We start from the raw sequence: 13,950 nt of genomic DNA on the forward strand, positions 1-13,950 counted from the left end.
GTGATCGATAGCCCGCAGACGCCTGCGAGCAAGGGGGAGACTAAATTCGTGCGTGGCCGCGGGCATCGTCGAAACGGACGATTCGATTGCAAAGCCGCACTGCCTACCATCGCGGCATCGCCGTCCGCTTGCAGATGGCGCCATCGGAGACGCAACCCATGTTCCAGACCTCCCTCATGTCCGGCCAGCGGATTCTCGTGACCGGCGGCGGCACCGGCCTCGGCCGCGCCATGGCCGAGCGCTTTCTCGCGCTCGAGGCCGACATCGTCATCTGCGGCCGGCGCAAGGCCGTGTGCGACGAAACCGCCGCGGCCTGGCGGACCCGGTTCCCCGGACGGCGCATCGATGCCTTCGGCGTCGACCTGCGCGACGCGCAGGCGGTCGACGAGATGGTCGAGCGCCTGTTCGACGACGGCGGCCTGACGGGCCTGGTGAACAATGCAGCCGGCAACTTCGTCGCTCCGACCGAGAGCCTGTCGCCGCGCGCCTTCGATGCCATCGCCAACATCGTCTTCCATGGCACCTTCTACGTGACGCACGCTGTCGGCAAGCGCTGGGTCTCGAAAGCCAGATCCGGCGCCTGGCAGCCCGGTCAGCCCTGCCGCAACATCATGAGCGTCATCACCACCTGGGTCGACAACGGCAGCCCGTACGTGGTGCCTTCCGCGATGAGCAAGGCCGGTATCGAGGTGATGACCAAGTCGCTGGCGGTCGAATGGGCGCGCTACGGAATCCGGCTCAATGCCGTCGGCCCCGGCGAAATTCCGACCGAGGGCATGAGCAAGCGCCTGTATCCGGGAGAAGAACCTGGCGCGCGCACACGCGCCAGCAATCCCATGGCGCGCGTCGGCGACATGGACGAACTGCAGAACCTCGCGACCTTTCTGATGGCCCCTGGCCGATGCGACTGGCTCACCGGTCAGAGCATCATGCTCGACGGCGCTGGCGCCCTGGCCAACGGCGGCAATTTCTTCGAATTGCGCGAATGGTCAGATGCTGATTGGCGGAATGCGCGCGAACAGATCGAGCAACAAAATCAGAAGGATCGCCAATTGCGCTGAGAAGATTCCAGTATTCAATGCACAGGTCCATCGCGCCGCCCACATGCTGCTTGGGCACCCAGTGGTCGTGATCGGCGTCGGCACTAGGCCGCGGCGCGGGTCGCTGGGGGATTGCGCCAGCGCGCCATCAGCTCGGCCCAGCGCACGCGCGCCGCGGCGAGGTTGCGCTCCTTGACGTGGCCGTAGCCGCGGATCTGCTCGGGCAGGCTTGCGATTTCGAGGGCGGTCGCGTGGTTGGCGGCGTTGAGGCCGGCCAGGACTTCCTCGATGCTGGCGCGGTATTCACCGATCAGGGCGCGCTCGGTCTTGCGTTCCTCGGTGCGGCCGAAGATGTCGAATGCCGTGCCGCGCAGTCCCTTGAGCCGGGCCAATGCCTTGAATCCGGTCAGCATGGCGGGGCCGAACTTCTGCTTCTGCAACTCGCCCTTGGCGTTCTTCTTCGCGATGATCGGCGGCGCGAGGTGGTAGTGGAGCTTGAAGTCGCCCTCGAACATGCCTGCGACGCGGTCGAGGAAGCTGCGGTCGGTGTGCAGCCGCGCGACTTCGTACTCGTCCTTGTAGGCCATCAGCTTGAACAGGTAACGCGCGACGGTCTCGGTCAGGCCGGTCTTGCCGAGCGCCGCTTCGGCCTGCTGCACCCGGCCGACGAAGGCCGTGTACTGCGCGGCATAGGCCGCGTTCTGGTAGCCCGTGAGGAATTCCGCGCGACGCGCCACCAGGGCCTCGGCCGTTTCGCGCTTCTTGAACGCGATGATCTGGCCCGGCTGCACGCGCTTTTGCAGTTCGTCGGGGCGCTGCGCCGCCTGCCGGCCCCACGCGAAGGCCGTCTTGTTGTTCTCGACCGCCACCCCGTTGAGCTCGATCGCGCGGATCAGCGAGGCATGTTCGAGCGGAATCCAGCCCTTCTGCCACGCATAGCCCAGCAGCATCGGGTTGACGTAGAGGCTGTCGCCCATCAGCGAAGTTGCGGCCGCATCGGCATCGAAGGCACCGACGCCATCCACGCCGACCGCGCGGGCGATTTCCGCCGCGCAGGCGTCCTGCGGGTTCTGCCAGGCGATGTTGCGCACGAAGGCGGCCGTCGGCGCGCTGTGGCTGTTGAGCGCCACGTGCGTGCGCCCTTCGCGCATGCGCGCCATCGTCTCGGCGTTGACGCTGACCAGCGGATCGCAGGCCAGGATCAGGTCGGCCGCGGCGGTGCCGACGCGCGTGGTGCGGATGTCGTCCTGCGTGGGGCCGATCAGCACATGGCTCCAGGTGGCGCCGCCCTTCTGCGCCAGGCCCGCCGCGTCCTGCGTGACGATGCCCTTGCCCTCGATGTGCGCCGCCATGCCCAGCAGCTGGCCGATGGTGATGACGCCGGTGCCGCCGACGCCCGCCACCACCACGCCCCAGACCTTGCCGCCTTCGAGCACCGGCAGCACGGGTTCGTCGAGCGCGCCGAGTTCGGCCGGCATCGACGCCTTGTCCTTCGCCTTCTTCTTCAGCTGGCCGCCCTCCACCGTGACGAAGCTCGGGCAGAAACCCTTGAGGCAACTCATGTCCTTGTTGCAGCTGCTCTGGTTGATGGTGCGCTTGCGGCCGAACTCGGTCTCCAGCGGCTCGACCGACAGGCAGTTGCTCTGCACGCTGCAGTCGCCGCAGCCCTCGCACACCAGTTCGTTGATGACCACCCGCTTGGCCGGATCGACGGCCGTGCCGCGCTTGCGGCGGCGGCGCTTCTCGGTCGCGCAGGTCTGGTCGTAGATGATGGCGGTGGTGCCGGCGATCTGGCGGAACTCGCGCTGGACCTCGTCGAGCTCGTCGCGATGCCGCACCCTGACGTTGTCGCCGGGCACGCGCACGCCCTCGTATTTCTCGGGCTCGTCGGTCACGACCACGACCTTGATGGCGCCTTCCGCATGCAGGCTCTCGGCGATCTGCAGCACCGAGTGGCCTTCGGGCCGCTCGCCGACCGGCTGGCCGCCGGTCATCGCGACCGCATCGTTGTAGAGGATCTTGTAGGTGATGTTCACGCCGGCCGCGATGCTCTGGCGGATCGCGAGCAGGCCGCTGTGGAAATACGTGCCGTCGCCCAGGTTGGCGAAGATGTGCTGGTCGGTGGTGAAGGGCTGCTGGCCGACCCATGGCACGCCCTCGCCGCCCATCTGCGTGAAGCCGATGGTCGAACGGTCCATCCAGGTCGCCATGAAGTGGCAGCCGATGCCGGCCAGCGCACGCGAGCCCTCGGGCACGACGGTGCTGGTGTTGTGCGGGCAGCCCGAGCAGAACCAGGGCTGGCGGCCGGCGTCCGACACGCCGCTGGCCGATGGCGCCGCCATCGCCCGCTCCTTGGCTTCGAGAATCGCCAGCTGGGCATCGATGCGCGCCGCCATGTCGGCGCCGGCCGCGGCCAGGAGGCCGGTCTTGCGCAGGCGCTGCGCGATCGCCTTGGCGATCAGCGCGGGATTCAGATCGGCATTGGCGCGCAGCAGCGTGTGCGCGGTCGGATTGGGCATCGACCATTCGCCGCCGGCGTAGCCCTCGGCCTGGTGCACCTCGCCTTCGTCGAACTTGCCGACCACGTTGGGCCGCACGTCGGCACGCCAGTTGTAGAGCTCTTCCTTGAGCTGGTACTCGATGACCTGACGCTTTTCCTCCACCACCAGGATTTCCTGCAGGCCGGTCGCGAACGCGCGCGTCAGCTGCGCTTCGAGCGGCCACACCACGCCCACCTTGTGCAGCCGGATGCCGAGCTGCCGGCAGGCCGCATCGTCCAGGCCGAGATCGATCAGCGCCTGGCGCGTGTCGTTGAAGGCCTTGCCGCTGGCCATGATGCCGAAGCGGTCGTGCGGGCCTTCGATGACGTTGTGGTTGAGGCGGTTGGCGCGGATGTAGGCCAGCGCGGCGTACCACTTGTAGTGCATCAGCCGCGCTTCCTGCTCCAGCGCATGGTCGGGCCAGCGGATGTGCAGCCCGCCGGGCGGCATCTGGAAATCGGTCGGCAGCACGATCTGCACGCGCTCCGGATCGATCATCGCGGTGGCGCTCGATTCGACGATCTCCTGGATCGTCTTCATGCCCGACCAGATGCCGGCGAAGCGGCTCAGCGCGAAGGCATGGATGCCGAGGTCGAGGATCTCCTGCACGTTGGCCGGAAAGAACACCGGCGTGCCGCAGGCCTTGAAGATGTGGTCGCTCTGGTGCGCGGCGGTCGAGCTCTTGGAGATGTGGTCGTCGCCGGCCACCGCGATCACGCCGCCGAACTCCGTGGTGCCGGCCATGTTGGCATGCTTGAAGACGTCCGAGCAGCGGTCCACGCCGGGGCCCTTGCCGTACCAGATGCCGAACACGCCGTCGAAGCGGTTGGTGCCGGCCGGCGAGAAGCCGAGCTGCTGGGTGCCCCAGAGCGCGGTCGCAGCGAGCTCTTCGTTCACGCCCGGCTGGAAGACGATGTTCTGTTCCTTCAGGAACTTGCTGGCCTTCCAGAGTGCCTGGTCGTAGCCGCCGAGCGGCGAGCCGCGGTAGCCGCTGATGAAGCCGGCCGTGTTCTTGCCGGCCTGCTGGTCGCGCAGGCGCTGCAGCATCGGCAGCTTGACCAGCGCCTGGACGCCGGACATGAAGGCGCGGCCGTAGTCCAGCGAATACTTGTCGTCGAGCGTGACGGTTTCGAGGGCGCGGCGGATGTGCTCGGGCAGCGGTGCGTTCATCGTGGTGTCTCCATTCGACGCAAAGTGTATGCCTGCGGCTGTGATAGGTGTTTGCGTTCTTTGCCTCGCCAAGCCGCTGTCTTGAAAGGATCTTGCTTAAGATGCCGTTCCATGGAAAGCATTGACAAGTTCGACCTCGCGATCCTGCAAGAACTGCAGGCCGACGCCCGCCTCACCAACGCCGAACTCGCCCAGCGCGTGGGCCTCTCGGCCGCGCCCTGCTGGCGCCGGGTGCGCGCACTCGAGAAGGCCGGCTATATCCGCGGCTACCACGCCGAGATCAACCGCCAGAAGATCGGGCTGGGCGTGCTGGCCTTCGTGCGCCTGGACACCGACCGCGCGACCGGCGACGTGACGCGCAAGCTCGAGGACGCGATCCGCAAGCTGCCGGAGGTGATTACCTGCCACTACATCAGCGGCTCGGGCATGTTCGAATTGCAGGTGGTGGCCGAGGACCTTGACGGCTTCTCGCGCTTCGCGCTCAACAGCTTGATGCACCTGCCCAACGTGAAAGACCTGCACACCAGCTTCTCGCTCGGCGAGGTCAAGGCCAGCCATGCGCTCCCGCTGGGCCATCTGGCGCCGAAGCCGGCCCGGCCCGTGAAGGCCGCCCGCCGCGGCGCGAAGACGTAGCGGCCCGGCTCAGCCCTGCGCGGGGATGCCCAGGCCGCGGACCACCGCGGGCCGCGCAACGAAGGCTTCGAGCACCCGCGTGACCTGCGGATAGTCCTGGATCCCCACCAGCTCGCCAGCCTCGTAGAAGCCGATCAGGTTGCGCACCCAGGGGAAGGTCGCGATGTCGGCGATGGTGTACGCATCGCCCATGATCCAGGCCCGGCCCGCGAGCCGCTCTTCGAGCACGCCGAGCAGGCGCCTGGCCTCCGCGACATAGCGATCGCGCGGGCGCTTGTCCTCGTAGGCCTTGCCGGCGAACTTGTTGAAGAAACCGACCTGGCCGAACATCGGACCGATGCCGCCCATCTGGAACATCAGCCACTGCAGGGTCTGGTAGCGGCCCGCGTCGTCCTTCGGCATGAGCTGGCCCGACTTGCCGGCCAGGTAGACCAGGATCGCGCCCGATTCGAACAGCCCCAGCGGCTGCCCGTCCGGACCGTTCGGATCGAGGATCGCCGGGATCTTGTTGTTGGGGTTGAGCGAGCGGAACTCCGGCGACAGCTGGTCGTGGTGGTCGAAGGCCACCAGATGCGGCTCGTAGGGCAGGCCGGTCTCCTCCAGCATGATCGAGACCTTGACGCCGTTGGGCGTCGGCAGCGAATAGAGCTGGATGCGATCGGGATGGCGCGCGGGCCATTTGCGGGTGATGGGGAAGGCAGTGAGATCGGTCATGCAGGGTCCTTGGAGCCGCCAGTATGCATGCCGTGCGCGTCCAGCATCGGCGGGCGCCGGTCGGCGAACGGCACGGCCCGATGCCACGCATCGGCGATCTGCAGCACCTCCAGATCGGCACGCGGCCGGCCCATGATCTGCAGCCCCATCGGCAGGCCCTCGGCATTGAAGCCGGCCGGCACTGCGATCACCGGCAAGCCGGCCAGCGTGCCGCCGATGACCACCTCCATCCAGCGGTGGTAAGTGTCCATCGCGCACCCGCCGACGTCCTTCGGCCATGCGATGCCGACGTCGAAGGGGAAGACCTGCGCACTCGGCAGCACCAGGTAGTCGTAGCGCTCGAACAGCCGGCCGAGTGCGCCGTACCAGGCCGAACGATCGCAGGTGGCGCGGTAGACCGCCTGCGCATCGAGATGCCGGCCCTGCTCGATTTCCCAGATCGCCTCCGGCTTGAGCAGCGCGCGCTGGCGCGCATCCGCGTGCACCGGCCGCAGCCGGCCGGCCACCAGGAAGCTGCGCAGCGTGAGCCAGCTGCGCCACAGGCGTTCCATGTCGAAGTCCGGGCGGGCGTCCTCGACCGTGCAGCCGATGTCCTCGAAGTGGCGCAGCGATGCTTGGCACAGCGACAGCACGCCCGCCTCCATCGGCAGCCGGCCGCCATAGTCGCCGAGCCAGCCGATGCGCGTGCCGGCGAAGTCGCGTGCCAGCGGTGCGGCGAAGCGCGCCGGATCGCCGTTCTGCGACAGCGGCGCACGCGGGTCGGGGCCGGCCTGGACCGACAGCAGCATCGCCACGTCCTGCGGCGTGCGGCCCATCGGGCCCTCGGTGCCCAGCTGCTGGAAGAACAGCTCGTCCGCCGGCCCGTGCGGAACGAGGCCCATCGAGGGCCGCATGCCGTAGATGTGCTGCCAGCCGGCCGGGTTGCGCAGCGACCCCATCATGTCGCTGCCGTCGGCGACCGGCAGCATCCGCAGCGCCAGCGCCGCCGCGGCGCCGCCACTGCTGCCGCCGGCCGAGCGCGCCGGGTCCCAGGCATTGCGCGTGGCGCCGAAGACGCCGTTGTAGGTGTGCGAGCCCAGGCCGAACTCGGGCGTGTTGCTCTTGCCGACGAAGATCGCGCCGGCGCGGCGCATCCGCTCCACCACCCACGCGTCGTGCGGCGGCACGTGCTGCGCGAGCGCGCGAAAGCCCATCGTGGTCGGGATGCCCGCGGTCGCCGCGAGGTCCTTGGGCGCCTGCGGAAAGCCATGCATCCAGCCCATCGACTCGCCGCGCCGCAACGCCTCGTCGTACCGATCGGCCTCTGCCAACAGACGCTCGGGATCCTGCAGCGACACCAGCGCATTGACCTGCGGATTGAAGCGCGCGATCTGCGCGAGGTAGGCCCGCATCACCTCGCGGCACGACACGCTGCGCGCGTGGATCGCAGTGGACAGCGCGGTCGCGCTCAGCGCGACGAGTTCGGTCGGATTCATGCGCGCAGTATCGGCCTCCACGGGGCCGGGCGCTCAAGGGCGCAGGCGCTCAGGGCTTCGCGGGAATCGGCGTCACGGTTTCGCGGATGATGCCGCCGCCCATCACGCTGCCTTCCACCGTGGTCCGGCCGGTGCCGCGCATGCGGGCCTCGCACTCGGCGCGCGCGGAAGCCGGCTGCTCGCTGCAGCGTGCCGTCGCGTTCTGTTCTTCCACCCTCGGCGGCGGGCTGGTGAGTCCGTTGCGCGCGGCTTCCTGACGCGCTGCGCCCGCTTCGCGCAGGCAGGCGGCGCGGTCCTGCTGGACGCCATCGCAGGTGGCGCGCTCGCGCTGCAGCGTCGTGCCGCCCCCCGCGGGGTCCGCGGCCGAGGCGGCGCCGGCGAGAAGAAGACCGCCCGCCGCAAGGACGAGAGCCAGGGTGGAATGAACGGCGGATTTCATGAGAGGCGCTCCTTTTCGCAACGCCAGGACGGCGCTGCTGCGCTGCCAGTGTGCGGCCCGCAGGCGCCGGGGCTTGTGGGACGGGAAGAGCTGCGCGGCGAGTCCCAGGCCGCACGGCGGGCTCAGGCTTCGAGCGCCGCCTTGGCCTCGAACATCTTGCGGTCGCTGCGGCGGAACAGCATCTCCGGGGTGTCCTCGGCTTCGGCCAGCGCGACGCCGATGCTCACGGTGACCCGGAGTTCGGGCGACCAATGGTCCCAGCGCAGGGCGGCCATCTTCGAATGGATCTGCCGGCACAGCGACTGCGCCGCCTCCACGGTCGTGTGCGGGAACAGCACGACGAATTCGTCGCCGCCCAGCCGGGCGGGCAGGTCGGTCTGCCGCACCGAAGCCCGGATGGCATCGGCGACGGTCTTGAGCACGTCGTCGCCCGCCGCATGGGAGTAGGTGTCGTTGACGCACTTGAAGTCGTTGAGATCGATCAGCGCCAGGCACAGCGGCTGCTTCGAATTCGATTCGTTCTTCAGCGCCTGGGCCAGCGCAACGTCGAAGCTGCGGCGATTCGGAATCCCGGTCAGCGAATCCTCGAAGGACAGCCGCTCCAGCTCCTGCGAATGCTGGGCCAGCAGGCGCAGGTGCTGCTCGCTGGTGCGGATGTCCAGATGGGTCTGCACGACGCCGTGGCGGCTGTCGAGGATCTCGCTGCGCACGCGCAACTCGCGCCGGCGGTGCGCGCCCTCTTCCTCGAGCGCACGGGCGTACTGGCCCTGCGCCTTGAAGATCTGGGTCAGCAGCAGGTGGCCCACATTGGCCATCTGCTCGAATTCGGCATCGCCCGCCAGCTCGATCAGGACGGCGGCCTCGCGCTGGGCGCCTTCCATGTCCTGCCGGCCCCAGTGCAGCTCGGCGCGCACCCAGTGGCTGATGACGTTGGCCACCTGCGCGTACTTGGCCGGCTGGGCGCGGTCCTCGGCGGCGATCCATTCCTGCTCCGCGGCATCGAGGCGGCCTTCCCAGCACAGGCACAGCGCCAGGCTGGAGCGCGCGAAGCGCTGCAGGACGGAACGCACGCCGGGCAGCATCGGAAACGGCGAGCCCTCCTCGAACAGATCGCTGCAATCGGCCAGGCGCTGGCGCAGGGTGGCGGTGCTGGGCATCACGCCGGTGAAGTAGCGCTCGCTGGACAGCCGCATGACTTCCAGCCAGGCCAGGTTGGTGCGCGGCAGCAATACATTGCTCACGGGCGCGTAGAGCAGCGCAAGGCGCTCGGACTCGCGCAGCGAGGCCTCGGCCTTCGTGAAGCTCTTGCTCCAGAGGTAGGTGACGCCGAGGTAGTTGTGCAGGTTGACCTGGTGCGGCCCCGGCGACAGCAGTTCGCCCAGCTTCACGCTGAGCAGCGCCGCCTCGACCGCCTCGGCATCGCGCCCCAGGATGCTGCTGGCATGCGCGAACAGGGACAGCGCCGAGGCCTCGCTGGAGATGTCGCCATCGAGCTGCGACAGCTGCACGGCCCGCTGCGCCGTCGCGATGGCACGGCGAAACTGCCCGAGCACGCGGTCGTACTGCGCCAGCGCCATCAGCGCCCGCGCCTGCATCGACCGGTCGCCCAGATCCTCGGCCGTCTTCAGCACCGACACCGCAAGGCTGCGCGCCGCCTCGACCTCGCCGCCCTCGAGCAACCGCCGCGCTTCGTCGAGCGGTGCGGACGCCGAGGGCTCCGAAGATTGCTGTGCATCCATGCGGCGATTGTCCGGCATGGCGGGCGGCGTCAGGAAGAAGTGCGTCACCATTCAGCCACGCTGCTGTCGGCACTGCGCGACGGGAAGGCATGATGCGTCCATCCCGCTTTCGGGTTCGTTCAGGAATTCCGCATGTTGAAGAAGGTATGGCGCCAGGTCCCTGCAGCAGGGCGGCCGACGCGCATGCGCCGATGAAGACGCCCGCACGGCTGCAGTCGTTGATCGACGAAGGCCTCATCGACACCGTGGTGCGGCAGCTGATGAGCGGCAAGGAGGCGATGGTCTACGTCGTGCGCCGCGGCGACGAGACGCTGTGCGCGAAGATCTACAAGGAAGCGACGCAGCGCAGCTTCCGGCAGGCCGTCGACTACACCGAGAACCGCAAGGTCAAGAATACGCGGCAGGCGCGCGCGATGGCCAAGGGCACGAAGTTCGGACGCGAGGTCACCGAGGCGGCGTGGCAGAGCGCCGAGGTCGACGCACTCTATCGGCTGGCCTCCGCCGGCGTGCGCGTGCCGGTGCCGCACAACTTCTGGGACGGCGTGCTGCTGATGGAGCTCGTGACCGATGCCGAGGGCGATGCGGCGCCGCGGCTCAACGACGTCGCCTTCGCGCCCGAGCAGGCGCGCACGCACCACGCAACCCTGCTGACGGAGGTGGTGCGCATGCTGTGTGCCGGTGTCGTGCACGGCGACCTGTCGGAGTTCAACGTGCTGCTGGCGGCCGACGGCCCGGTCATCATCGACCTGCCGCAGGCCGTGGACGCCGCAGGCAACAACCACGCCAGACGCATGCTGCTGCGCGACGTCGCCAACCTGCGCGGCTTCTTCGGCCAGTTCGCGCCCGAGCTGCTGGCCACCCACTACGGCGAGGAGATCTGGCAACTGTACGAGCAGGGCGCCCTGCGCCCGGGCTCGGCGCTGACCGGCGTGTTCGCGCGCCAGGCCGGCGCGGTCGACCTCGAAGGCGTCCTGCGCGAGGTCGGCGATGCGCGTGCCGAGGAGGCCGCACGGCGCCTGCGCTTGCAGACCCGGAGCTGATCCCTCGGCCGGCGCGCCTCGCTCAGGGCTTCAATTCGCCGAGGACCGTCGGGATGAGTTCCGACACCGTCGGATGGATGTGCATCGTGCGCCGCAGCGCATCGCCCGTCGCGCCGGCCGCCATGGTGTCGAGGATGCCGTGGATGGCTTCGTCGCCGCCGACGCCCAGGATCGCCGCGCCGAGGATGGCGCGCGTGTCGGCATCGACCACCACCTTCATGAAGCCGGCCGTCTCGCCCTTTTCCACGGCACGGCCGACGCGGGTCATCGGGCGCTGCCCGACCTCGATGCGCCGGCCCGAGGCACGCGCCTGGGCCTCGGTGAGGCCGACGCGGCCGAGCGGCGGATCGATGTACAGCGCGTAGGCCGGGATGCGGTCGCTCACGCGGCGCCTGTCTTTGTCCAGCAGATTGGCGGCGACGATCTCGAAGTCGTTGTAGGCGGTGTGCGTGAAGGCGCCGCGCCCGTTGCAGTCGCCCAGCGCCCAGATGCCGGGCGTGGAGGTCCTGAGTTCGTCGTCGACGCGGATGTAGCCGTGCGCATCGGTCTCGACGCCCGCGTGTTCGAGGCCGAGGTCGTCGGTGTTCGGCCGCCGGCCGACGGCCAGCAGCACATGGGAACCGCTCACCTCGGGTTCGCCGGACTGGCAATCGACGCCGACCGCGATGGCCTCGCCGTCGGGCCGCAAGCGGATGCACTCGGCATCGAGCCGCACCGCGATGCCTTCGCCTTCGAGGATCTCGCGGATCGCACGCGAGACATCCGCGTCCTCGCGCGCGACGAGGCGCGGGCCCTTCTCGACGATCGTCACTTCGGCGCCGAAGCGGCGGTACATCTGCGCGAACTCGAGGCCGATGTAGCTGCCGCCGATCACCACCAGATGGCGCGGCACGCGATCGAGTTCGAGGATAGAGGTGTTGGTGAGGAAGGCCACGTCCTCGACACCCGGCAGCGGCGGCACGGCCGCGCGCCCGCCCACGTTGATGAAGACGCGCGGCGCGCCCAGCGTGTCGTCGCCGACGCGCAGCTCGGTCGCCGACACGAAGCGCGCGTGGCCTTCGAAGACGGTGCAGCCCTTCATCTGCCGGAGCCACTTTTCGACGCCGTGGCGCGCGTCGCTCGACACCTTGTCCTTGCGCGCCTTGACGGCTGGCATGTCGATACCCACCGGCGCGTCGATGGTCACGCCGAAGTCGCGCGCGCGGCGCGCCAGGTGCGCGGCGTACGCGCTCGCGACCAGCGCCTTGGTCGGCATGCAGCCGGTGTTGACGCAGGTGCCGCCGAACAGCTTGCGCTCGACGATCGCCACCGTCATTCCCGCCGCGACGAAGCGGCCGGCCAGCGAAGGGCCGGCCTGTCCGGCGCCGATCACGATGGCGTCGAACGCGTGCTTCATTCGCAGCCTCGCCCTACCGGGCCGGCACCGGCGCCGTCTCGCGCAACGGGCCGCCCTTGATCACCAGCTGCACCGCCGCCGCCACCACGATGTTGAGCACCAGCGCGCTCAACCCGGTGTAGAGCGCGAAGCTGCCGCCGCCGACCACGAAGGTATGGACCGGCTTGATGCCGTCCGTGAACGCGAGCCAGCTGCCGCCGACAAGGCCGACCACCCAGCCGGCCAGCAGCGCCGGCGCGCGGAACCAGCCGAAGAACAGGCCGAACACCACCGCCGGAAAGGTCTGCAGAATCCAGACGCCGCCGAGCAACTGGAGATCGAGCGCGAACTGCGTCGGCAGGAGCAGGATGAACACCAGCGCGCCGAGCTTGACCACCAGCGAGACGATCTTCGCGACCTTCGCCTCGCCGGCCGGCGTCACGTCGGGCTGCACATAGGCCTTCCAGAAATTGCGCGTGAACAGGTTGGCCGCGCCGATCGACATCACCGCCGCCGGCACCAGCGCGCCGATCGCGATGGCCGCGAACGCGAAGCCGCTGAACCACGACGGGAAGAGCGCGTTGAAGAGCGCCGGCACCACGTCGTTGTTGCTCTTCACACTGAGCTTGGCCGCATAGGCCATGTAGCCCAGCAGCGCGATCAGGCCCAGCAGCACCGTGTAGGCCGGCAGGAAGACCGCGTTCTTGCGGATCGTGTTGGCGCTCTTCGCGGCGAAGATGCCGGTCAGCGTGTGCGGGTACATGAAGGCCGCCAGCGCCGAGCCCAGCGCCAGGCTCGCGAAGGGCAGGTACTGCGCCGGCTTGAGCGTGAGGCCGGTCGCGCCGCCCTTGGCCGCGAAGGCATCGCCGGCCGCATGGAACACGCTCGCGTAGCCGCCGAGCTTGATCGGCACCAGCACCACCGCCACCAGCACCACGATGTAGATCATCAGGTCCTTGACGAAGGCGATCAGTGCCGGCGCGCGCAGCCCCGCCGAATAGGTGTAGAGCGCGAGGATCACGAAGGCCGCCGCCAGCGGCAGCTCGCCGGTGAGGCCGAGCGCCTTGATGACGACCTCCATGCCGACGAGTTGCAGCGCGATGTAGGGCATGGTCGCAACGACGCCGGTGATCGCGATCGCGAGTTCGAGCGCGCGCGAACCGTAGCGGCCATAGACCACGTCGGCCGCCGTCACGTGGCCGGCGCGGTGCGCCGCATGCCAGAGCTTCGGCATGATCACGAAGACGATCGGGTAGACGAGGATCGTGTAGGGCAGCGCGAAGAAGCCGTAGGCGCCGACCGCATAGACCAGCGCCGGCACGGCGATCACCGTGTAGGCGGTGTAGAAATCGCCGCCGACCAGGAACCAGGTGATCCAGGTGCCGAAGTTGCGCCCGCCCAGGCCCCACTCGTCGAGGTGCGCGCCCTTGGACGCGGTGCCGCCGGTCTGCCAGCGCGAGGCCGCGAAGCCCATCACGGTGACCAGCACGAAGAAGAAGACGAAGACCACCAGCGCGGTCCAGTTGATCTGGCCGTCCATCACTCGTCTCCCTGTTCGTAGTGATGGCGGTACACGATCCAGATCAGCAGGGCCGTGATCGGCACCCACAGCAGCTGGTACCAGTAGAAGAAGGGAAAGCCGAGGAGCGCCGGCAGCTCACTGTTGTAGAAAGGCAGCCACAGCAAGCCGACGAAGGGCAGCAGGAGCAGGATCCACATGTGCTGATTTCCTTGAAAGTGTTGTTCTTCACGGCACGGGCAAAGTTTACAGAGCAAACGCGCCGC

11 protein-coding genes are annotated in these 13,950 nt (G+C 68.7%); 3 read left to right on the plus strand and 8 right to left on the minus strand.

Features of this window, described 5'->3' with window-relative positions; genetic code table 11:
* Positions 1–158 precede the first annotated feature (158 nt).
* Positions 159–1,061 (plus strand): SDR family NAD(P)-dependent oxidoreductase, encoded by a 903-nt coding sequence (locus WDLP6_RS26530; RefSeq protein ID WP_162594780.1) that lies wholly within the window; start codon positions 159–161, stop codon positions 1,059–1,061.
* Positions 1,062–1,144: 83 nt separating this feature from the next.
* Here WDLP6_RS26530 and WDLP6_RS26535 read toward each other — a convergent pair whose 3' ends face one another.
* Entirely contained in the window at positions 1,145–4,750 is a 3,606-nt protein-coding gene (locus tag WDLP6_RS26535) for an indolepyruvate ferredoxin oxidoreductase family protein (protein WP_162594781.1), read from the minus strand.
* A 111-nt stretch (positions 4,751–4,861) separates the two neighbouring features.
* Between WDLP6_RS26535 and WDLP6_RS26540 the strand changes: the two genes are divergently transcribed.
* Entirely contained in the window at positions 4,862–5,383 is a 522-nt protein-coding gene (locus WDLP6_RS26540; RefSeq protein WP_162594782.1) for an Lrp/AsnC family transcriptional regulator, read from the plus strand.
* Positions 5,384–5,392: 9 nt separating this feature from the next.
* On the opposite strand, the gene WDLP6_RS26545 is transcribed toward WDLP6_RS26540, so the two are convergent.
* From WDLP6_RS26545 to WDLP6_RS26560, 4 genes are all read right to left on the minus strand, one after another.
* Positions 5,393–6,097 carry a glutathione binding-like protein gene (locus tag WDLP6_RS26545; RefSeq protein ID WP_162594783.1) on the minus strand — a complete coding sequence of 235 codons (705 nt, stop codon included), beginning with the start codon at positions 6,095–6,097 and terminating at the stop codon, positions 5,393–5,395.
* Positions 6,094–7,572 carry an amidase gene (locus tag WDLP6_RS26550; protein ID WP_162594784.1) on the minus strand — a complete coding sequence of 493 codons (1,479 nt, stop codon included), beginning with the start codon at positions 7,570–7,572 and terminating at the stop codon, positions 6,094–6,096. The genes WDLP6_RS26545 and WDLP6_RS26550 overlap by 4 nt, the downstream gene beginning before the upstream one ends.
* Before the next feature lie 49 nt (positions 7,573–7,621).
* A complete protein-coding gene (locus tag WDLP6_RS26555; protein ID WP_162594785.1) occupies positions 7,622–8,011 on the minus strand; it encodes a hypothetical protein in 390 nt (129 codons plus the stop codon).
* Positions 8,012–8,133: 122 nt separating this feature from the next.
* A complete protein-coding gene (locus WDLP6_RS26560) occupies positions 8,134–9,750 on the minus strand; it encodes a tetratricopeptide repeat-containing diguanylate cyclase (protein ID WP_162594786.1) in 1,617 nt (538 codons plus the stop codon).
* A gap of 191 nt (positions 9,751–9,941) precedes the next feature.
* Here WDLP6_RS26560 and WDLP6_RS26565 point away from each other — a divergent pair, with 191 nt between their 5' ends.
* The gene (locus WDLP6_RS26565; protein ID WP_162594787.1) at positions 9,942–10,790 is read left to right on the plus strand and encodes a PA4780 family RIO1-like protein kinase; all 849 of its coding nucleotides are present in this window, start codon (positions 9,942–9,944) and stop codon (positions 10,788–10,790) included.
* A gap of 22 nt (positions 10,791–10,812) precedes the next feature.
* Here the strand turns inward: WDLP6_RS26565 and WDLP6_RS26570 are convergent, their stop codons facing one another.
* Genes WDLP6_RS26570 through WDLP6_RS26580 form a run of 3 tightly spaced genes read right to left on the minus strand, consistent with a single transcriptional unit; the run spans position 10,813 to position 13,884 of the window.
* Complete coding sequence (locus tag WDLP6_RS26570; RefSeq protein ID WP_162594788.1) at positions 10,813–12,186, minus strand: FAD-containing oxidoreductase; 1,374 nt, start codon at positions 12,184–12,186, stop codon at positions 10,813–10,815.
* A gap of 13 nt (positions 12,187–12,199) precedes the next feature.
* Positions 12,200–13,705 (minus strand): monocarboxylate uptake permease MctP, encoded by a 1,506-nt coding sequence (gene mctP / locus WDLP6_RS26575; RefSeq protein ID WP_162594789.1) that lies wholly within the window; start codon positions 13,703–13,705, stop codon positions 12,200–12,202.
* Entirely contained in the window at positions 13,705–13,884 is a 180-nt protein-coding gene (locus tag WDLP6_RS26580) for a DUF3311 domain-containing protein (RefSeq protein ID WP_162594790.1), read from the minus strand. The genes mctP and WDLP6_RS26580 overlap by 1 nt, the downstream gene beginning before the upstream one ends.
* Positions 13,885–13,950 lie beyond the last annotated feature (66 nt).

The organism is Variovorax sp. PBL-E5, from assembly GCF_901827185.1.
In the GTDB taxonomy this organism is placed as follows: Bacteria; Pseudomonadota; Gammaproteobacteria; order Burkholderiales; family Burkholderiaceae_C; genus Variovorax.